We start from the raw sequence: 21,721 nt of genomic DNA on the forward strand, positions 1-21,721 counted from the left end.
AAATCAATTTTTAGTAGTGGCATTTAGCACATTCAAGGCCACCGATATTTTCAACTTTTAAGGCGTCTTTACTCTCTGCATTATGCAATTCTACCAAGTTGTCGTAGTATTCATTGCCTTTAGTGTTCACATCTGTCTTTCTATGACAGTCAATACACCAGCCCATGGTTAAGAGAGCTTCTTGGTGAACCACTTCCATTTCCTGAATTTCACCATGACATGTCTGACATTCGATGCCTCCCACTTTTACGTGTTGAGAGTGGTTGAAGTAAGATAAATCTGGGAGGTTATGAATTCTAACCCACTCAATTGGTTTATCATTTTCAATAGCAGCGTATATTTTCTGAATCTCAGGAGATTCTGTTTTTACAGCGCTATGACAATTCATACAAATATTTGGAGAAGGGATGTTAGCACTTCTACTTTTTCTCACACCTGTGTGGCAGTAGTTACAATCAATTTCATACTGACCCGCGTGAATTTTGTGAGAGAATGCAATAGGTTGCTTAGGAGCATAACCTTGTTGTATACCTACGGCAAATAAGTTGTTAATTACTACTTTAAATGCTATAGCTGCAAACAAGAAGGTTACTATAAAAATGAATGGAGTACTCTTTACTGTGCTGCTAAGGCTAAATTGAGCGTTTACTAACTCAGCATCATCCTCATCAAGATCAGTTCTTTGATTAAGATACTTTCTAAGTACAGTAGTTATTAATAAAAGCACTACCAGTATTAGAACTAACACCACAATGAGACCGATCATGATAGCATTTAGGTACCCTTCAGGGATAGCACTACCAGACTGAGCAGCGTCACCGGCACCAGCAGCAGGCTGAGCTGCAGCTGCTACTTCAGGACCTTTATCCGTTTGCTGCTTGATATAACCCAAAATAGACAAAATCTCATCCTTAGAAAAACTAGGGAAGGCTGTCATTTGAGTTTGATTATACTCTTTATAAAGTTTGTTTGCGTAATCGTCTCCGCTAGCGATTACCTTAGATGAGTTGTGAACAAAGTTCACAATCCAGTCAATAGAGGGAGCTCTATTATAAACGTTTTTAAGTGCGGGTCCTACTAGTTTTTCATGTACTCTGTGACAAGTCTTACAGTTTGAATCAAACAAAGACTTACCCTCCGAAATTCTAGCTTCGTCCGTAGGCACCTCTGAAGGAGCATTCGAACCACCTTCTGCAGGAGCTTCAGTAGCCGCTTCTTCCGTAGCTTCCTGAGCTTGTGAAGAATATGAAAATAAGAACGAACTTAATAATACTAATGCTAGAAAAACGCTTTTCAACGATATTTTTTGCGCCATTGTTAACTTAATTTATAACTCTCTATGCAACAACTTGCATGTCTTAACCCGGCACAAATCTACTATCGGTTTAGTTTATTTCAAACATATTTATGGTGGCTTTTGGCACCTAATGCAACAAATATCCACATGCCCCCGTTAAACACGAGAAAAAATGGCCCCACTGTATCAAAAATGGCCTTTCTTGATTTATTTAGAATTCATATAAATAAAATCAAGGGTTTTTGCAAAGGATTGAAAAAGGAGGAATTTATTGTACATTTCAATAATAAAATACACTAAATAAACTGAATACCAGCACTTTAAAAAAAATATGACGTATTTCAGCTCTTTACTATGATTTTTGCAGTGCAAGTAAAAACTTACACAAACAAAAGCCCTAAAGAAGCTTTTCTTTAGGGCTTTATCATGATTTTCTTAATCAATAAATATCTCTCGTTTGCTTTCAATTTCTGCCTCTTGTCTTTTGGGCATATGAACAGTCAGAATACCGTCAGAACAGCTCGCAGCAATTGCTTCCTGCTCTACAAAATCAGGCAACATAAAGGACTTGGTGAAGGAGCTGTGTTTAAACTCTCTACGCGTATAATTTTCTTTTGTACTGTCCACGCCTGATCTCACATCACCAGAAATATTTAAGATATTATTTTGGACTTCCAACTTATAATTATCCTTACACATTCCAGGAGATGCTAGTTCAATAATGAATTCTTGCTTATTTTCTATTACATTCACTGCTGGCAGCCTACTAGGGCCTCTTTCAAATGGAAAGTCCTCAAATACATCTCTATTTGTAAATTGATCCCAAAATCCGGGATTCATCTCATTTCTCTTATTATAATTTTGAATATCGTACAACATGATTATTCTAATTTTAGGTTAAAAATAGGTTCAGAAAATTCTACTGCAAGGTATTTGAATTTTCTGATGGTGTCCCAAGCTCTGCTGAAGCCTCTATTGCGGTATCTCTTAGCAATGGAAGATCATTTTGAATTACACCCCATACCATTTGATGGTCCATCTCAGCCTCTTCATTATACCTTGCATTTCTAAACCCACTGAGTATATCAGTATCAAAATTAAGGTCTTGAGCTTCTGCAGAGCTATTAGAAAGCTGATAAGCTGCTTGTCCTATCATTTGCAAATTACTGTATACCTCTTCCTTTATTTGCTCTTCTTGAGTAAACTGATGATAATCTAACTCTCTTGTTAGCTCGATCACCTCTTCCATACCCTTTATAATATTATTTAAATGCAGTTGTTTTTCTTCAGTTTCCATGATAGATTAATTTTTTCTATTCTACTTTATTTTCTCACTACTAGCCATACCTTATTGGCCATACACACCTTCACCTACGTCTCCTTCACCTTCCCCTTCTCTAGGGTTTAGTGTATCACCTTTTACGGCATCTTTATCATCTTCTGTAGTCTGTTTAGGATTGTCACAGGCTGCAATTATAAAACCTAGGGATAATATGATTAATAGCTTTTTCATGTCTTTTTCAGTTAAATTGTATACAATATATACAGTAAAAGTCATGCCACGTCGAGTAAAGGCATTTAAGATAAGGTGATGCTTTATTAAAGAAAACTAGCGTGGATGTGATTCCACAAAATGTGGCTTAAAACTCTATTACAGCGGGTCTTTCTAGTGCAAAATCTGGTATACGGTTAGAGGACTGACCGCTTACTCTGACACCAAAATTAGACTCGCCAGTTGGAACCTGCGGATACCAAGCCAGCCTTATCTGAATGGTGCTAATGGCTAAATTTTCATTTCTTAGCCTTAATCCTAAACCATAGCCCTTATAGACCTTGTTCTTAAATAGCTTAGAAGAATTTCGGTTAATAACTGCAAAGTCAGCAAAACCAAATACGGCAAATCGAAAACCTATGACATAAAATGGAGTAAATGCAATTGTTTCTGCTCTTAAGGTTATCTTTTTATTGCCTCGCAAAAAGGTATTACTTAGTCCACGCACACCATTTTTATCATTAATATTGAGAAATTCATAGCCAAAGCGATCGATACCCAAGGTATAATCGAGATTAAAAAACTGCCTGAAATTAATTTGGTGAAAGCGATAGAGAAAGCTAAAATATTGCACCTGTGCTCTTACTATGCCCTGCTCCATTCTACCATTATGCATAAAGCCTCCAATCTGAAAGGAAGGACGCAAATACCCTATTCTACTGAAATACTGACCAATAGAAAACCTTCCTCCAATATAATTGCGATTATAAAACTCATTAAGTTCTTTACCAGCGGTTAATTCCAAGGAATAGCCCATAGGTATATCTTCCGTTCTACCATAACCGGTGATAAGGGTACTTTTTTCATAGTCTCTTCTGGAAATTCCTGCAGAAAACAAATAGAGTTTTCTATCAAAATATAGCTGATTGGTATCTGATGTTACGATTGGCCTGTTGATATATTTATACTTGCTATATCCCCCAGCTATCTGAATGTTTACACGCCCCTTATCCTCATCTGAAGAGATAAGCCATGAGCGACCTAACCAATAATCTTGATAGTTAAATTTAGTATAAAAAGTATAGGTAGTATCAGGGTACTCTCTATTTACCCTAACATCATTATGACTGAGCTCTACTCCTCCAGCATATTTAATTTCTGGGGTAATGAAATTTTTAAAAAATCGAACACCAATTCTATCACGAGGCTCAGAGTAAGCGTAATTAAATTCTCCCGTAATGAAGGTTTTATAAATATTATTGACTGTGTAAGTACCATCATAACCAATAATAGGCTTTTCGTCTGAGTCATATAAAAACTCATTTCTAAACTCCTGGCCCAACCCGAGAAAGTTTCTATCTATGATAGCCACGTCACTACTCTCCACACTTCCGAAATCAAGCTCCCCTGTAATTGACCACACATCTTTCACCAGTATGAGTATGTTTACAAAGTCCTTATCTTCATCGGGCACCACATATATTCTTGCGTCTTTAATAAAAGGGAGTCCCCGAAGTACACGCTCACTATCTTTTAGTTGATCAGGGTCAAGCCGATCACCCATTTCAAAGAATATATTATTTTTGATAATGTAACTACGGGTATATACATGTAGGTCATTAGCTACCCCAATTGCCCAAGATTTGGTATGTTTAGTAGTATCATTAATGCTAGTACCAAAAACTTCCAGGTTTTGGACGTTCACATTCTTTATTCTTTTGCCAGAATATATCTGATAAAAGTCCTGATTAGATACAGTGGGCTGCTTAGGTTTGCTGTTTCTATGACGATTGACATCTACGAAAAGTAAATCATAGAGCTCTTTAGTAAACCGCTTCTTGTAGAACTTATCTTTTAACTTTTGATAGAAATCATCCGACCGCTGGGCTTCATCTTTCTGCAGCCTAATAGCAATAGAATCTGGCAAGAGAAGCACGGTATCTTTTTCAATATATAGCGATGAGTCTGCCAGAATTAGAAACGTTCTACCTCTCACGGCCACACTATCCATACCAATTTCAGGTTTCTGCTTTTGAGCAAAACATGTTAAAGCTGAAATTACAAAAAGGCCAAAGAAAATAAATTGTTTCAATGAGTAAATATAAAGCGATCTCTTTCTAATAATAAAAATCCCAATTCCGAAAATATCGCAATTGGGATTAATAAGAAAATTTTAATTAATTATGTTTATCATAAATCTCCTCTTTCGGCCATTCTTTTCATTTTCTTATTAGCATATATAGCTACTTCTACCCTTCTGTTTTGCTGTCTTCCACTAGCAGTGCTATTATCTGCAATAGGCTGACTTTCTCCATAACCCTGGGTGGTAACTCTTCCTGAACTCACGCCTTGAGCCATTAAATAAGAAGATACTGAATTAGCCCTTTGCTCTGAAAGAGTCTGATTATAACTATCTGAACCTGTATTATCAGTATGACCTTCAATCAAAATATTAGTGTCTTCATATTTCTTAAGTGTTGCGGCCAAGTCAGAAAGATTCTGCTTAGTAGCTGACTTAAGGCTATATGAATCCGTATCAAATATTAGTCCTGAGTCAAAAGTAATTTTAATACCCTCACCTACTCTTTCTATCTTAGCCCCCTCTAAGTCTCTTCTAAGCTCTTCAGCCTGTTTATCCATTTTTCTACCAATTAAAGCTCCGGCCGTACCACCTACTGCAGCTCCAATAATGGCTCCTACCGCTGTATTATCAGAACCACTCCCTATAGCGGCCCCAATAGCTCCACCTGCTGCGGCTCCTACTGCTCCTCCTTTATGAGTATTGGTAGCCTGGCAACCGGTTAATAGATAAGATGACAAGAAAAATGTAGATAGGATAACAATAGCTGTAGCTAATGATATTGCTCTATTCTTTACTGGTTTCATAGTATTCATAGTTGTTTAATTCTACTTGTACTTACCAAAAAAAATACCATTCTAACTAATGTAAGGTATTAAGCCATAAACGAAGATATAGATTTTATTATTGTAGACCTTATTCCACAATAATTTAAAAAGGATACCCTATTGCAATGTTATAAACTATTTTGCTTAGTTCTGAAGGATTTCTATCAGAGGCTCGGATAGTAGCTGGCGTTTCTATGGCAGGGTCCTTGAGCGGATACCCCAGATCTAAACGTACCACAAAAAAATCAGCATCAAAACGAAATCCGAAACCGGTACCGATAGCAATCTGTTTATAAAAATCAGTGAAATTAAATTTTCCACCCGGCCTTTCTTCCTCATCTCTCATGGTCCATATATTACCAGCATCTAAAAAAACAGCTCCTTTAAAGGCTCCGACTATTTCAAAGCGGTATTCAATATTACCTTCTAACTTAATATCTCCAATTTGATCGATAAAGACCTGCGAGGTATCTGGCTCAAATGTACCCGGACCTACTGACCTTGCTCTGAAAGCTCTTAAACTGCTACTACCACCAGAAGCAAACGATTTACTATAGGGTAGTGAAATAGAGTTTCCAAACGCATATCCTACTCCGGCAATAACACGAGTAGCTATCTTATTCTGCTCATCTAGCCGTAGGTAATACCGAAAATCCACGTCTGCCCGAGCAAACTGGGAATAGGGATAGCCTAAAACCTCATAAGGCTCTTCTGATGATGACTTTAAAAGAGACTGAGCTACTTGCATCAGATTTCCTGAAATATCTACATTTCCATTAAAGTAATAATTACTGGTTCTTCTATCTCTTCCGGTCTTACCTTGAGAATTATAGAAAAAAGAATATGTTGTACCTAAAATATACTGTTCAGCATAACTTCTTGCCAGAAATGGGTTATTATCCAGTAATCTATCAAATTCAGTTGAGGTACTACTCAGCTGAATAAAGTCAATATCTATAGGAAATAGCTCATGCCTGCGAGTAGGTGTTTCATTCCACCTAAAACCATAACCTAAATTAGCATTGTAAGATGTAAAAAAGTTACTCCTCTTCTGCACGGTAAACCCTGCTTTTATCAGTGTTTGTGGCACATATTTAAAAGAGTGAAAGTCTATATTAAGGGGGGATATAAACCTGGGGATGGTAAGTGTATTTTGTATACCTACACTGTATGAATTTAAAGCACCTCCACTACCTTGAGATTGTTGACCTCCTACCTGTATTTCATATCCTGTATTAAGCGATAGCTCGTAAAGCTCAGCGCCACCAAAAGCATTTCTATTTCGGAAAGCAGCATTAAAGTTTGGACCTATGAAAGCATTGGATTTAGAAACACCTTGGAGTTCGAAGCGAATGGATTTCTTCTTAAATGGTGTAAGATAGATATTGGTTTTGAGTTGGTCTCCTGGCATCTCCTCAATATCTACATTTACAAACTTGAAGACATCTAACTGTAAGAGCCTATCTATAGTAACCTCTTCATCTTCGTTAGTATATATATTCCCTTTTCTTAGTTTTATATGATCAGTAATGGCTTTAGGCCTAAACTCATCATTATCAGAATAGTAGTTAAGACTATCTACTTTAATAGTATCAGAAACACTGGTCTGTGATGCACCGGCAAAATTGTAATTTGCGAAAACATTAATTTCACCAAGAGTATAAGTTCTTTTCGCATTTTCAGGGGTATCTTTTTTAATGGTCATATAAATATCTACCTGACGATTGCCCACCGTACTATCCGCCTCAAAAAGTATGTAATTATCTTGAAAAAAATAAAAACCACTATTCTTAAGTTCACGTTGTAATCTTAACCTTTCATCTTCAAGATCATTAAGGTCATATCGGTCGCCTTTTTTAAAGACCATTCCTTGTTTTAACCCTCTTATAGCCTTTTCTAACTTACCATCCCCTTCGGGCAAATAAATAGAATCGTATCTATAAGGGCGACTCAGGTAAGTAATATAATCTACCGTAGTCTCATGACCTTTGGTCTTTGTTTTCACCTCTACCCTGCCATGAAAAACCCCTTCGTTTTTAATTCTACTTTCTATTAAACTTTGGGTTCTGTAAACATCTACATCTTCCATCAGTACCGGCGGTGCCCCCAACTTAGTGCGCATCCAGTACTTAAAGCCTTTTTCTTTTTTAGGTTCTCCGGCCAAATGATAAAACCACACTTTAGGTCTACAGCCCAATACCTTGGTATTAGGAGTAGGTGTAATGAGAGTTTCTAACTCTCTTTTCACTTCCTTTTTCTTTTTAAAATCTCTCTTGGTAGAAAACACCACTTCACCTCCTCCATAAAAGGTTTGCCCTTCTTCCAAGTGTTTTACCCCTGTGCATGATGCTATTAGCAGCATGCTCATCACAAAAAATAATATGTATGGCCTATAGATCAATTGTCTTTACTGCTTTTCTTATTATCACTTTTTTCCTGGTTGTCCTTGGCATTAAAAAGCTCCCTAAAACTGTCATAATCTCGAACAAAAATCACCCCTACTCCTGTTTTCACAATATCATTACCTCCTTGAAATAAATTATCATATTCATTTTCCCGGAAGCCCACCAGCCTATAACGCCCATCTTCGGTAAGTTTATATTCTATTCTAATATCTCCGGCAAAATCGTTCATCCCTTGTTGGCGGTTCTGATCACTTTGATTGAGGTTGAAATTACCGGCCACTTTTACTACAACCCTTTCATTAAATAACTGTTTTGACAAGCCCAGTTCCAGCTGAGTATTGGACAAAGGATCATCTGAATTAGTGGGCGCTCCATTTTGTTCAAGATTCAATGAGAGTTCCACCCCTTTAACTTTGCTGCTCAGCTTACTTAACTGTGAATTCAAAATTCTACTCACGCTATTGGTAGCCGTAGTCTGTGCTACATTGTTATTATTATTATTGGCTGATGTGCCGGTAAGGAAATTTTTAAATAACAATAGACCAAATACCTGCTGATCAAGCTCATCTTTTCGGGTATTAAGTTGGTTTACATAAGATGCCACTGCCTGACTAGCAGCAGCTCCTTCTTCTATTCCTAGACGAAATGATATTTCTGGAGTTAAAAGCTCTCCTTTAATATCTATGTACACCAAAAATGGTATTTTTTGAGTGGAAACATCACTAGAAGTAATTCCTGCTGGTGGTGCCGCTCGCACCTCATTCACAGCCGACAAGTCCATCCGAGCATTAAGTACATCACCTGTCCAGAGAAGGTAGCTGCCTCTTTCCAACCTAAACTCTCTCTTTACCAGTCCATAAAAATTCATATTATAACTACCCTCATATACCTCATAGCGCCCAGCAAGGCTCATCTCACCACTTGGCTCAATGTTTAGCTTTAAAGTAGAATTCCCTTTTACCGAAAGCTTATCACCTGTAACGGGGTCTATTACCACATTAAGCGTATTATTGTTATCAATATTTATATTGGCGCTTATATTTAGGCCTTTTATCTGCGCATCAACACTATCTTGTTTTTGTTCCTCCGTTTGAAACTGCTGATAAAATGGATCATCCTGAATATCTTTATCAATCCATTGAACAATATTCTCCGTCTGTTGCTCTGTAATTTGCTGCTCAGGAATTACATAAGTCAGCTCACTACCTTTGCTCATGCTCACATCAATATCTACATTAGGCTGATCTGAATTACCAGTAATAGTAGCATTGCTATTAAGCTCAATATGACCATAATACAGCTCGTTATCCTTTTTCTCGGTATTAAGAAAAAGAAAATCTTGCGTCTTTAACCTTAAATCGAATTTATAAAAAGTATAATCACTGGTGGTTACTTCCCCATCGATGGTGGCGGTATGACCATTGGCATCTTTGATATTAAAATTATTAAAAGCAATTCCGGCCTTAGTGAAGTTTAGATATTCATTATTAAGAGAAAATACACTTTTAAGATAAGTCACATTGAAACTTGACTCATCAAAATTCAGTCGACCAGTTATATCCGGCTCAGAGGTAGTTCCTCTAATTTTGAGATTACCATTGATGCTACCTTCCATTTCTGTAAGTTGTCCCATGGTAAAGGACTGTATACTCGCTAACTCCAAGTTAACCAAGTTAGCATCCAGATAAATCTTAGGAACACTATCTGCCAGATAATAGCCATCTACCTTTACATTATTAAATTTATTTTTGATATCAAGGTTCAGATTATATTTGGAGTTACCCTCATTACTGGCTACAACATTGACATTTCCCAAGGTATCTCCAAGATAGCTAAAGTCTTTAATATCTACATCTGACGTAAAAGCAAACTTTGCCTGCTCCATTAGTAAGTGAAATTCACCATTAAATATTCCATTAATAAGATATTTATCTGTTTCTTCCAGTTTGCCCAAAGCACCCAGATTGAAATCTGTAATATTCACTGCCAGGGTGCTATCATTCTGTTCGTTTATCTGAGACTCTATTGAAATACTTTGACCTCCTTCACTCATTTCCATATTTTTGATCCATATCCCTTTCGGGTATAAATCTATACTATTAGAAGGCCTCACTTCCCACTCTTTGTAATTGAGAATAAATTCGCCAGGTGTAAATTGAAAGCGTGAATACTTTTCTCCACTAATAAAAATACCACCAAACATGTATTTATTCTCACCTTTGTTATCGTTTATCAGCAACTCAGTCTTCACGTGATCTGCCTCTACATTTCCACGCCAGTTTACATGATCGATCTTTATAGTACCATTGCCAATGCTTGCGATCTTTACCAAATACTCCAAAGTGGCCTCGTTAGAGTTGACTTCTATGCCTAATGAATCTACCTGATTACTTCCATAGGCTAACCGATGCATATTGATATCTAGATTTAGCTCCCATAATTCGCTATTATAAGAACCTTTAATCTCTCCTGGCCGCAGCTCGGTAAGTTCAGGAATAAGCAAATTAGTAAAGAACCCTGGTTGTAAAATATTAATATCAAAATCAAAGCTTTGAGGTGTTAGCTCCGTTACATCTTCCACCCCTTGCAAAGCATAATATCTGTTAAAGTGCTGCTCAAGCACCTGTGGTAAAGTCACAATATCAAAATTACCGGCAAACTCGGCGTTAATAATATTAGATTTAATACTGATATTGGTGCTATCTTCTGTGGCGGTAGAGGATAACAAGAAAGTGTCCATTTGATACACATGCGTTCCTTTGCCCATGACAAAATCTTTTATAGACAAGGTGCCATTGATCTTATCTACTGAAGCCATGCGTATGTCTGATTCTACTTTACCTCGAACCTTTATCTCCTCTCTGGCAAAGTTGAGCGCATATAAATCTAATGTGCGCATATCTAATGTAAACTCATAATGAGGAATGCTATCATTTAAGTTAACCAAGCCATTAAAATCAAAATCCACATTAGGGTCATCCATACCCAGTTTACCCTTAAACTGCTCAGATTTTACTACTCCATTGATAGACATATTTTCGTAGCTGTAATCATTATAGAGAAAAGAGGAAACTTTACCTTCTAGTTTGGTATCTAAATCTTCCATAGAAAAGCCCTTACCTTCTGCTTTGATATTGAAGGTAACATGGCCCATTGTATTCTCTTGCTGAAGTAGCTTGCCAATGTTAAAGCTATCCACCTCCACAGCCCCACTATAATGATAAAGGCTATCATCTTTCATATTCATATTTACATCGGCCGTAGCTCCGCCTAAGCTGGTTTTTATATCAATTTTGGAACTGAAATCATTCATACCACCCTTCACATTGCCCTGCAAAGATATTTCTTGTGGGATGGTTAGATTTTGAGGCAGTAGTGTATCTGGCAGTACCGTAGAAATATCAGATGAAGTGGTAGACAGTTTTTTTAATTTCAGATCTACATACATATTGTTAATGTCTGGTAAGCCTTTGATAATGCCATTGACAGCTAAACGTGTATTCTTTAAAGCTTCAGCCTTAACACCATTCACTTCAAGGTCATTTAAAGATCCTTTGATATCTCCCTGAAAAATCACTTGGCTAGCGGAACCTGTAAAATAAGAAAGGCTCTGTTTTAGTGCCGGCTGAAAGTAAAATACATCTTCAAAGTCAATTCTAGAACGCTGAATAGAAGCGTCTATCTTCAGAGCATTAAGGTTGGTTTGTAATGCCTCCAAAGATGGATAGCCAATAGCCATCTCTCCATCGATCTGGCTGTGCTCTGTGACCAGGTGCAGACTCTTGACCATAGACTCTTCAGCTGCATATTTAAACTCCGTTTCAAGTTCCTTAAGCTTAAAACCTCCATTTTCAATTCCTGACAAGCCCTTTATAACTCCATTAGCATATCCATTTTCAAAAACAATATTCTTTAGATCTGCATTAAGCTTCTGAAACCACATATGATTGGGATCAAAGCCTTCTGTTTTCTCATAATTATGGTTATACAATCTGAAATCCACATCAACTATATTAGCTCGGGCAGTTCCTGCTAATATTTGTATGGCAGTAGTATCACTCTCCGATGTAGTGTCTTGCTGAGACTGAGCGGTAGAATCTGAAGAAGTAAATTGATCAATAGAAACAAAGGTTTTTTTAAGGTCAATCTTTTTGGCTACATACACTTGGCGCTCCAGGTTCATACTATCTACTTCTATGCCTGCTTCACCGATATCAGTATTTAGTTTTAAATTGCCTGGTTGATCTTCAAAAGTAAATTTCACATTGTTGACCAATAGAGATTTTCCTTGTACATCAAAAATTTTAGTACTCGTGGTATCAGTATCTTCTGTGGAAGGCTTTAATATTTTAAAACTTCCTTCACTATTTTTAAGCTCAATATCATCTACAATTATTTGAGAATTGATAAGGTCAAAGGTCGAAATAAAGGTATATAAATCACCTACGTCTACTTGAAGGCTAGATCCATTAAAAAGATCATCATAAGCCACTTTAGCTTCTTTTATACTTATTTCTTTTATAGAAAACTCGAAGGATTTGCTTTGTGTAGTATCTGCTGGCGCTTGGGTACTATCCTGGCTGGTAAATGCATCTGCAATAAACTGATAGTTAAAAGTACTATCAGCAGAAGTATTATAAATATTAGCTACCAGATTATCAATATCAAGATCATTAACCTGGAATTTATTATCTAGCAACTCCCACAAATCAGTATTTACTTCTATATAATGAGAATACAGCAAAGTATCCTTTTGCTGATCTTCTACATAAATATCTTCTATTACTATGCTCTTAGGGAAACCGACATATAATCTGCCAATGCTGGCTTCTGTATTTACCTTACTTTTAAAAAAATCTAAGGCTTTACCTGTTACAAATTCTTGTACACTTGGCAGGCGGAGTGAAAAAATAAATACCACCAATAGTAATAGTACACTGAGTATGAACCAACCTATTACCTTAAGTATTTTTTTTAAAATTTTTGTGAATTTTTTCTGCCCCATACATGTAGCCTTGCCAAAATAACGGCTATATATCAATAAGTGTTATGAACATATAAATAAAAAAGAACCATCCTAGATGCTTAAGACGGTTCATTTTTCAATTTTTACTTTACTACAGGCTATTAACAAATTATGTTGTAGGTTGTTTAGATAAAACAGAAATCATTTTTGCTGTATCATTATCCCATACCTCTGCTGATGAAACTGCTACTCTTAGCAAGCATAGATTAGGATCATCTACTCCCTTAGGATACCAAGCCTTATGACTTTCATTCCACAGTTTTGACTTAAGATCCTCATCATCTACACATATTGCTGTACCGCTCACAGAAGCATAGGTATGTGAGTGAACATCTGCATATCCTACGTTTACGTGATTGTTCTCTTCAATATCGTCCATTTTTGGTGAATCTTTGGACGTAAAGAACCATAAGTACCCTTTTTGGTCCATATGTAGCGTATACATAGGGCGAGTTACTAAATCTCCTTCTTCTGTTTTAGTGGCTAACATAGCTACTTCTATAGATGCTATGGTTTCCTTTAATTTATCCATTCCGTTAATCATCATACCTCCACTTCTATTTTATTTGCTGTAACTGTAACATCAATATTCCCTGCTGTAGCTTTAGAATAAGGACAAACTTTCTGAGTTTTTTCTACCAGCTTATTTAACACATCATCTTCAACGCTTTCATCTATCACATTCAGTGCTGCTGACAGAGCGAACCCTTTACCTTCTTCATTAAAGCTCACTTTTACAATGATTTTGGTATCTCCAAGTTCTACGTTATCACTTTTAGCAACAGAACCTAAAGCTCCTAAAAAGCAAGGACCCCATGCTGCTGCGAATAGCTGCTCAGGATTGGTTCCCTGACCTCCATCGCCTCCCATAGATTCAGGCTTGGCTAACTCCAAATTCAAAGTACCATCTTGCGATTTCACATTACCTTCACGACCACCTTGGGCCGTAATTTCTGCTGTATATAAGGTTTTCATTTTTATCTATTATTTAGTTAGTAGGTTAGTTTTAAATAAAGGACTCCGCAATAAGGAGCCCTTCAATAAGATCTTAGCAGAATCTTACAAGGTTTTTTGACCTTCATGTACACCTTCACAGAATTCCTCAATCATTTTCTTACAGAAAGCAGGAATATCATCAGGATTTCTACTTGTTACCATCCCTTGATCAGTTACCACTTCTTCATCAACCCATTCTGCTCCGGCATTGATCAAGTCTGTTTTGATTGACTTATAAGATGTCATTTTTCTACCTTCTAGGGCACCTGTCTCTATAAGCGTCCAAGGTCCGTGGCAAATGGCTGCAATAGGCTTTCCTGCTTCAAAGAAATGCTTCACAAATTCTACTGCTTTATCGTTAGCTCTCAGCTGATCAGGGTTAAGCACACCGCCTGGCAATAAAAGTGAATTATAATCACTTGCCAGAGCAGAGTCTAGTGACTTATCTACATTATAGCTATTACCCCAGTCTGTGCTGTCCCATGCTTTTACTTTATCATCATTAGGAGAGATCACCTCTACAGTGGCTCCTGCTCTTTCTAGTGCTTTTTTTGGTTCGGTAAATTCAACTTCTTCAAATCCATCAGCAACCAAAATGGCTACTTTTCTATCTTTTAATATATCCATAACTCTTTTATTTATGTTTAGTTGATTATTGTTACTATTACTATTTTATATGGAAAAACAATGCCAACCGGCTATATGTGCTTAGCACTACTTTTATTGCTTTTTCACTGTGAAATAGTATACACATAATGCTCACATGTGAGGCACTAATTACATTTTGTAGCGTAATACAGCATTAATTACAGACCCTTCATCTGGCATTTCATCAGCAGCCATTTCATACACTTTGCCTCCATGCTTTATAGTTTCTACAGCGGCTTTATTTAGCAAATCAGCATTACCTACCTGTTGAGTAGCATCTATTTTCACTTTGTTATCATCCTGCTGATAGGTACCCCATATATGCTGACCTTTTTGAATGAATAAAGTTTCTGCCTGCCCTATGATAGCGGCGGGAAGAGCTTGCTCTGGATTATAGGCAGCCTTGCCATCATCCAGCAATTGATTATAACGATCTACTCCATTCTGTTGATCTTTTTCGAATCTATCTTTCACTACATCCCAAGCCATCTCTTTGAGTTTAACAGGCTCTGTATGCTCATGATTTCCAGGTATAAATTCATCACACAAATTAGAGTAGGTATTAGCCTCCATATAAATAGGGAAGAGATAATCTACACAGGCTACTACTAATGGCGCATCTTCATCATGCAACATCTCCATGAGGCCATCATTGATTTCTTTAAAGAATTTGGCAGCTTCTTCTTTCTTCTCAGTCTCATTACCAGCTCCATGGCCGTGATACATGGCTTGGCCTTTTTCTCCCTGACCTGATCGGAACTGAAGACTATTTTCTTCAAGATCTCCACCTACTGTCTCAGTGAGTGCCTGAGGAATGAGTCCCTCTACTACTACAGGTGTTAGGGTATGGCGGGTGGCCTCATAAAACTTCACTTCATTAAGGCTAAGCATCATTATAAAATGACGACCTGAGCCATGAAGCATATTTGCCAATGGCTGCAAATAAAGGTGGTTTGAAACGTAAGTGTACTCTTCTACCTCTAAGGGTAAAGTAAAATATTTAATTTCATTGCCATAAATAAATAGAGCCAGTGCATCAGACTGTTCAGACCAGAAATTACGTTCGTCGTCTAAAAGCTGTTGTGCTGGCTTTAAATATTCTTCAATTTCAGTTTTAGAAAGGCCAAATACCTGTAACTCTGTAGCGGCCTCTTTTAACTGATTCTTTAATCTGGTTTTATTCTTATAACGCCCTTCTTCACCACCAGCTCTTTCTGTAGGAATGTAAATAGATACACAATGTGGCTGATGAATTTCTGATAGTTCTAAAAATTTTGATCTCTTAAATATATCCATGTTACTTAATTTTATGATTATATCTAAGACGATCCAAAAAGCATACCTTAGGCACTCATTCGCGACAGCTCACTGGTTAATTTCGATTTTTCTCTTGCTGAAATAAGATCTACTACCTCCGCTTTTAAATGACCTAGATCATTGACAATGAAGTTATACAAGGCATAAACATCAAGACCAATACCCTCGATAAAGTCAGCCTTTTTAAAACTCTTTAAAGTGGTTAACGCGGTGTGCGAAGCGTACACAAGGTTAGCTTCTATCCCCAGGATGGCAAAATTGCGGTAAATGGGCATAATCACATCTTCTTCCTTCAATTCCTGAGGCGTAATATCAGGACAATAGTCCTCTATATCTTCAATACACGTGAGTATATTTTTAAGATGGATTTGATCAGTTCGTCTTTTCATAGCAAAAGTTATTAGGTTAGTTGTTTTAATTGAACTATCAATATTGTGCCAATAATTTTTATAAATTAACCACTAATCAGAGCTCGGAGACTCACAAGTTTTACAAACCGTGAGAATGAAATTCTACCTTTGAGGATATAATTACCCGGTAATGCCTTCCACCTGATGATCCGAATGCAAAAATTCATTCACCCTGTCAATCATGGCATTAAGCTGCTCCACGTCAAGCATATTATGTATATTTTTTTGGCAGGAGGCCACTATACTTTTTGTGTATTTTTCTAAGATTTGCTGATTTTCAAACTGATCCTTATCCGCATAAGCAAGATTTTTCATGCTTTCCAAGAGGTTAAGCATTACAGTGGCATCCTCTTTTCCATATTCTCTAATAGGTGTTAAGTTAAAATATAAGAGATATTCCAGCGGTAATTGCCTGATAATGACTACAGGCTCTCCATCATCATTTTCTAAATACCTTCTTTCATTATGCGTCATTTTTTTAATATATAAAATAGAAAGTAAGTCAATAGCCTTAATCGCTGTCCCCGGATCATTAATACCTGGAGAAAGGGCTTTTACCGCTATTTCTGATATCTGCTTAAACCCAAACAGGTAGTGATCAGAGACATGTTCTTCTGCATAAAAAATAAAGCAGCTACGAATATCTTCTTCTACATCTTCATCTATTTTTTTATTTATTCTAAGAAAAGGGTATCCCTTTACCATAAAAAACCCGCTTTGCTCCATTACCTCTATCACTAGATCATGCTTAGAGCAGATTTTTATGAGCGCGTTTTCTTTCATCTGTTTTAAATAACCTGCTCTTTTGGTGTAGAGCACCTGCCAATCATCCGTTTTAGGCACTTCTTTAATATCTCCCTTGATCTCAACTTCTTCTAGCTGCTCCTTTGTCTGACGATAAATACTATCCAAAATATTATCTACCTGAATGGCCCTGGATATAGAATGTATAAAATAAACAAATAAGCCCAAGCAGATGATTACAAACACCATTGAAAACAAAATTCCTAGTGAGGGGATTTGATATTCAGCATCAGCGGACTGTATATTGATAATAAGAATGAGACTGTAAATGATAGTGCCTAAGTACATTCCTAAAACTACCTGATGTGCTTTATTGGTAATAAGTCCTGGTATTACACGAGGAGAAAGTGTGGATGATGCTCTGTTTAGGACTACCATTACCATAGAAAAACTAAATACCATTAGGGAGATAATACTTCCTACTGCGGTACCAAGAATCAGCCTGGCATTTTCCACACCCTGTACGAGTAAAATTCTAATATCTTCTTTAAAATCCAGTATAAAAGCATCATACTCTACAGACATGATGAGAAAGGAAAATAACAAAAAACCTACTGCGATAAGAGTGGGATAAAAAGCAATACTACTGGTAATTTCAAAAGAAATTTTATAAAGAATTCGTCTAATCTTTTTCACATTAAATAATTTTTAAAACCAGCTTTTCTGTCTCAGATAATTCTTTTTCATGTTCAAGATCACCTAAATTTCTATTGGTGTAGTGCCCCAAACTATTTTTAAGCAATACATCCATAACTTTCGGATGAATATAGTATTCACGACATACTGCTACGGTGTTTCCAAGCACAGCGGCCACCTTTTTAACTATGGTCGTTTCTAGTTTTTTTCTAGGGTTTTCCTCTATTTCTTTCTTAGCCTCCTCCAAGTTTTCTAAAGCCAGCATAGTACCTCCCCATGTTCTAAAATCTTTTGCTGTAAAATATTCATCAGCAATTTCCATTAGATATTCATTCACATCATGAGAGTCTAGTCTATGACTATTATTAGAATCATCCATATACCTAAATATCTCATATCCAGGAAGTTCAGAAGTAGCCTTAATTAGCCTAATGAGCTTTTTACTGGTAATATCAATTTCTCTTTCTTTGCCGCTTTTGGCTTTGAAACCTATAGTTAAACGGCCATCTTTTTCAGTAATATGCTTTCTTCGTAAGGTAGTAAGTCCATAGGTTTTATTTTCTTGCTCATATCGCTTGTTTCCAATTCTGATATAGTACTCATCAAGCATCATTACTATTAGTGCCAAAATTTTCCGCTTTGGCCACCCTTTTTTTCTAATATCTTTTTCTAACTGTCTTCTTATATCCGGCAGCTTAAGGCCAAATTCTTTAAGACGGTTAAATTTATTTTTCTGCTGGTATTCAGTCCATTTTGGATGATAGATATATTGCTTCCTGCCTTTTTGATCGTACCCAGTTACTTGCAAGTGGCCGTTTTTGTCATCACAGATCCAAACATCTTTCCACATAGGTGGTATTACCAGATCTTGGATTCTTTTTACGATATCAGTATCAGCAATTTTATTCCCATCGCAGTCATAATAAGCAAAGCCTCTACCTCTTTTCTTTCTGGTAAAGCCAGGGCAATTATCTGCAATGTAATGGATGCCATGTGGGCAATTGCTGGTCTGATCTGTCATCATTAAATCATCTTTCTTATCTCTGCAAAAGCAGAGGGATAGCTTAAAAATGTTTTCTTAAGATCGTTCACTGAAAGGTTATGCTGCATAGCCATAGCAAAACCATTAATTACCTCATCTGCCTTGGGTCCTACTAAATGAGCTCCTAGTATCTTTCCTTTTTCACCTATAAGCACTTTATAGCCACTCACATTTTCCTGCAAGCTTCTGGCAATGAGCCAGTGGCTTGTATCTGCCTGCTTCTTTTCGTACTTTACCTTATTAGCTATGAGTTCTTCTTCTGATTTACCCACTGAAGCCATTTTAGGATTAGTAAACAATACAAAAGGAACTCCCATATATGATGACTTCTGCTTATCTGCGTCAAAAATATTGTTAGCTACTATTCTCCCTTCATAATCGGCCACTAAAGTAAATGGGTAACCTGTATCAGCCACATCTCCTGCTGCGTATATCATACTGTTAGATACACTTTGAAGATGATCATTTACTGTTATGCCTTTTTTAGAAAAAGCGATATCCGCATTTTCCAGATGTAATTGAGCGATATTTGGCATTCTCCCTGCCCCATGAATAGCCAAATCGCAACGTACTTCTAACTCGCCCGCAGAATGCTTTCCTGATATAACAAATTCATCCTCTTGCTTTTCAATTTTTTCGACCTGAATACCTGTCCTCACCTCTAAGTTATCCATCTGGAAAGACTCAATTAGCCTGGAAGCTAAAAACGGATCAAACCCTGATAAAGGCTGGTCAGCGGCCTCTAAAAGAGTTACCTCACAGCCACATTTTTTTAAAATCTGAGCAAATTCAAAGGCAATATAACCACCTCCAACAAAGGCCACTCGCTTAGGCACCTTATCTAATTCCAACAACTCATCACTGGTAATAAGGTGCTCATACCCTTCTATGGGTAACTCTGCAGCTACCGCTCCAGTAGCTATTGCAATGTGCTCTGCCTCATACTGCTCTCCGTTTACCTCTAAAGTATTGTTATTTACAAATTGAGCGGCACCTTCTATTACCTCTATTCCTGCTTTCTTAAAGCCTTCTTTGGTATGCATAGGGGTAAGCTCAGTAAAAGAACGTTTAAAATGCATCAAAGAGCCCCAATCTAACTCTACATTTACATCTTTCACTCCTTTACCATTTAAGTGACAAGCGTACCTCAGTATTTCTGATGAAACGGCTAGTACTTTTTTTGGTGTACACCCTTTTAAAGCACAGGTTCCGCCAAACTCTTTATCTATTACTGCTACTTTTTTCCCCTCTTTGGCACACTTATGTGCTATGCCTGATCCGGCTGGCCCACTTCCTATTACTATTACTTGAAATTTTTTCATAACTATTTATAATTATCTCCCTTCACAGCTACGGGAATGGGCTGACCTTCCTGATAAATTTTTAATTCTATAATATCTGCTGGCATATTAAAACCCTCAATAATAAGCCTGTTTACTACCTGCTGCATTACAGTACTTTTTAGCACTGTGGTAGACCCTAGAAAATCAAAGGTGTTAATCCAGAAATGAATCTTTAGATTAATGGTACTAGTGCCAAAATCGTTGATGATTACAAAAGGTTCTAACCCTTCCGCATTGGTGATGTTTTGCATTTTGGAGAGCTCATTTAAAATAACGGTAGTAGCCTGGGCAATATCATCTCCATAGTCTAGTCCTACCACAAAATCATGTCTCATTAATCCATCACGAGTAAAGTTGATGAGCGGCTGCTTAATTAAAATAGAGTTTGGTATGAATATATCCCTGCCATCAAAAGTACGAATGTGCGTATTTCTAAAACTAAGTGCCTTTACTGAGCCAGTAAAACCTTCAACCTGTATAATATCTCCTATACGAAAAGGCCTGCTAAAAGCCAGAAAGAAGCCGGACAGTAAATTTTCGCCAATATCCTTAAAGGCAAAACCTATGATCAGGGCTGAAACGCCAGCTCCTGCCAACAAACCACCCGCTGCCCTGCTCAGGCCCAATTGATTAAGGAAAATAACTATACCAACTACCAGAAATACTAAGAATATAACTCTTCCTATAAAATTAGCCAGTAGTTGATCTCCTAACCTCTTAAGCAGCCTACGTTGTGCGAAACGACGAAGCACTATACCCGTTACAATAAATACGGCCAACATAACTACTCCTATAGTAATCTCAGGCACTCTATCTATAACAGCATCCCAAAAATGATTAAAGGCATTAATTACTCTCTCTTTCATAGATTTTTATGAGTATTTAATGCCTTTGTAAAAGATTCTAGAGTTTGACTAATATAGTAAGTCAACAACTTGCATGCATTCCGCATTAGGCCTTTTTAATGTTTAGCTTGTTTTTCAAAAACATTTCCCTTATCGGATTTCACACCTTCCACCTCAATATCTTGCTGGACGAAACTGTATGCATTTTCTACAAAAAACACATGTTTTCCCATATAAGCAATCGGTGTTTTAATCACCCCAGGGTTTTTAGCCATTATTGTAGCTAATTCGGTATCAGAGATATCTTTATCTTTTAATTCATCCAGATAATATCCAGAATTTTTATCCACCAATTCTACAATACTTACCCCCATATCATCAGCTATTTCCGCTATTTGGGTTTCTGTAAGGTGATCTTGGTTAATCTCTTTTTCGTTCAATTTATGATTCTCTACAGAATCAGCATATCCTCTTGCCTTGCGGTCTTGTTGTTTTTCTGAGTTAAAGAAAAACAATATCTCATTCTTTTCAGCTTTCATAATCTTATTCTTTT

The 21,721-nt window shown here is 36.9% G+C and carries 18 protein-coding genes; all 18 read right to left on the minus strand.

The features are described 5' to 3' along the window. Nucleotides 1–10 precede the first annotated feature (10 nt). Entirely contained in the window at nt 11–1,315 is a 1,305-nt protein-coding gene (locus JL102_RS04815) for a c-type cytochrome (RefSeq protein ID WP_202243112.1), read from the minus strand. Nucleotides 1,316–1,732: 417 nt separating this feature from the next. Continuing rightward, entirely contained in the window at nt 1,733–2,176 is a 444-nt protein-coding gene (locus JL102_RS04820; protein ID WP_202243113.1) for an Hsp20/alpha crystallin family protein, read from the minus strand. A 40-nt stretch (nt 2,177–2,216) separates the two neighbouring features. Further along, nucleotides 2,217–2,594 (minus strand): HepT-like ribonuclease domain-containing protein, encoded by a 378-nt coding sequence (locus JL102_RS04825; protein ID WP_202243114.1) that lies wholly within the window; start codon nt 2,592–2,594, stop codon nt 2,217–2,219. A gap of 51 nt (nt 2,595–2,645) precedes the next feature. Further along, nucleotides 2,646–2,810, minus strand: a complete 165-nt coding sequence (locus JL102_RS04830) for a hypothetical protein (RefSeq protein ID WP_202243115.1) — start codon at nt 2,808–2,810, stop codon at nt 2,646–2,648. A gap of 127 nt (nt 2,811–2,937) precedes the next feature. Next, a complete protein-coding gene (locus JL102_RS04835) occupies nt 2,938–4,881 on the minus strand; it encodes a BamA/TamA family outer membrane protein (protein ID WP_202243116.1) in 1,944 nt (647 codons plus the stop codon). A gap of 98 nt (nt 4,882–4,979) precedes the next feature. Continuing rightward, entirely contained in the window at nt 4,980–5,675 is a 696-nt protein-coding gene (locus JL102_RS04840) for an OmpA family protein (RefSeq protein ID WP_202243117.1), read from the minus strand. A 124-nt stretch (nt 5,676–5,799) separates the two neighbouring features. Next, nucleotides 5,800–8,058, minus strand: coding sequence for a translocation and assembly module lipoprotein TamL (gene tamL, locus JL102_RS04845; protein WP_202243118.1), 2,259 nt, complete (start codon nt 8,056–8,058; stop codon nt 5,800–5,802). Between the two features lie 35 nt (nt 8,059–8,093). Beyond that, on the minus strand, nt 8,094–13,106 hold the full coding sequence (locus JL102_RS04850) for a translocation/assembly module TamB domain-containing protein (protein ID WP_202243119.1): 5,013 nt from the start codon (nt 13,104–13,106) through the stop codon (nt 8,094–8,096). 130 nt (nt 13,107–13,236) lie between these two features. Further along, a complete protein-coding gene (locus JL102_RS04855) occupies nt 13,237–13,659 on the minus strand; it encodes a pyridoxamine 5'-phosphate oxidase family protein (RefSeq protein ID WP_202243120.1) in 423 nt (140 codons plus the stop codon). Between the two features lie 11 nt (nt 13,660–13,670). Continuing rightward, complete coding sequence (locus tag JL102_RS04860; protein WP_202243121.1) at nt 13,671–14,102, minus strand: Ohr family peroxiredoxin; 432 nt, start codon at nt 14,100–14,102, stop codon at nt 13,671–13,673. An 84-nt stretch (nt 14,103–14,186) separates the two neighbouring features. Then, nucleotides 14,187–14,750 (minus strand): type 1 glutamine amidotransferase domain-containing protein, encoded by a 564-nt coding sequence (locus JL102_RS04865; RefSeq protein ID WP_202243122.1) that lies wholly within the window; start codon nt 14,748–14,750, stop codon nt 14,187–14,189. Nucleotides 14,751–14,900: 150 nt separating this feature from the next. Further along, nucleotides 14,901–16,067 (minus strand): baeRF7 domain-containing protein, encoded by a 1,167-nt coding sequence (locus JL102_RS04870; protein ID WP_202243123.1) that lies wholly within the window; start codon nt 16,065–16,067, stop codon nt 14,901–14,903. Between the two features lie 47 nt (nt 16,068–16,114). Next, nucleotides 16,115–16,477, minus strand: coding sequence for a hypothetical protein (locus JL102_RS04875; RefSeq protein ID WP_202243124.1), 363 nt, complete (start codon nt 16,475–16,477; stop codon nt 16,115–16,117). A gap of 141 nt (nt 16,478–16,618) precedes the next feature. Further along, nucleotides 16,619–17,938, minus strand: coding sequence for a DUF2254 domain-containing protein (locus JL102_RS04880; RefSeq protein ID WP_202243125.1), 1,320 nt, complete (start codon nt 17,936–17,938; stop codon nt 16,619–16,621). A 1-nt stretch (nt 17,939) separates the two neighbouring features. Then, complete coding sequence (locus JL102_RS04885; RefSeq protein WP_237390400.1) at nt 17,940–18,962, minus strand: DNA topoisomerase IB; 1,023 nt, start codon at nt 18,960–18,962, stop codon at nt 17,940–17,942. After that, nucleotides 18,962–20,302: a dihydrolipoyl dehydrogenase family protein gene (locus tag JL102_RS04890; RefSeq protein ID WP_202243126.1), complete on the minus strand. Its 1,341-nt coding sequence runs from the start codon at nt 20,300–20,302 to the stop codon at nt 18,962–18,964. The genes JL102_RS04885 and JL102_RS04890 overlap by 1 nt, the downstream gene beginning before the upstream one ends. 2 nt (nt 20,303–20,304) lie before the next feature. Next, complete coding sequence (locus JL102_RS04895; RefSeq protein WP_202243127.1) at nt 20,305–21,189, minus strand: mechanosensitive ion channel family protein; 885 nt, start codon at nt 21,187–21,189, stop codon at nt 20,305–20,307. A gap of 95 nt (nt 21,190–21,284) precedes the next feature. Further along, complete coding sequence (locus JL102_RS04900; RefSeq protein WP_202243128.1) at nt 21,285–21,707, minus strand: arsenate reductase family protein; 423 nt, start codon at nt 21,705–21,707, stop codon at nt 21,285–21,287. Between the last annotated feature and the right edge of the window lie 14 nt (nt 21,708–21,721).

It is taken from the genome of Fulvivirga sediminis (assembly GCF_016757215.1).
In the GTDB taxonomy this organism is placed as follows: domain Bacteria; phylum Bacteroidota; class Bacteroidia; order Cytophagales; family Cyclobacteriaceae; genus Fulvivirga; species Fulvivirga sediminis.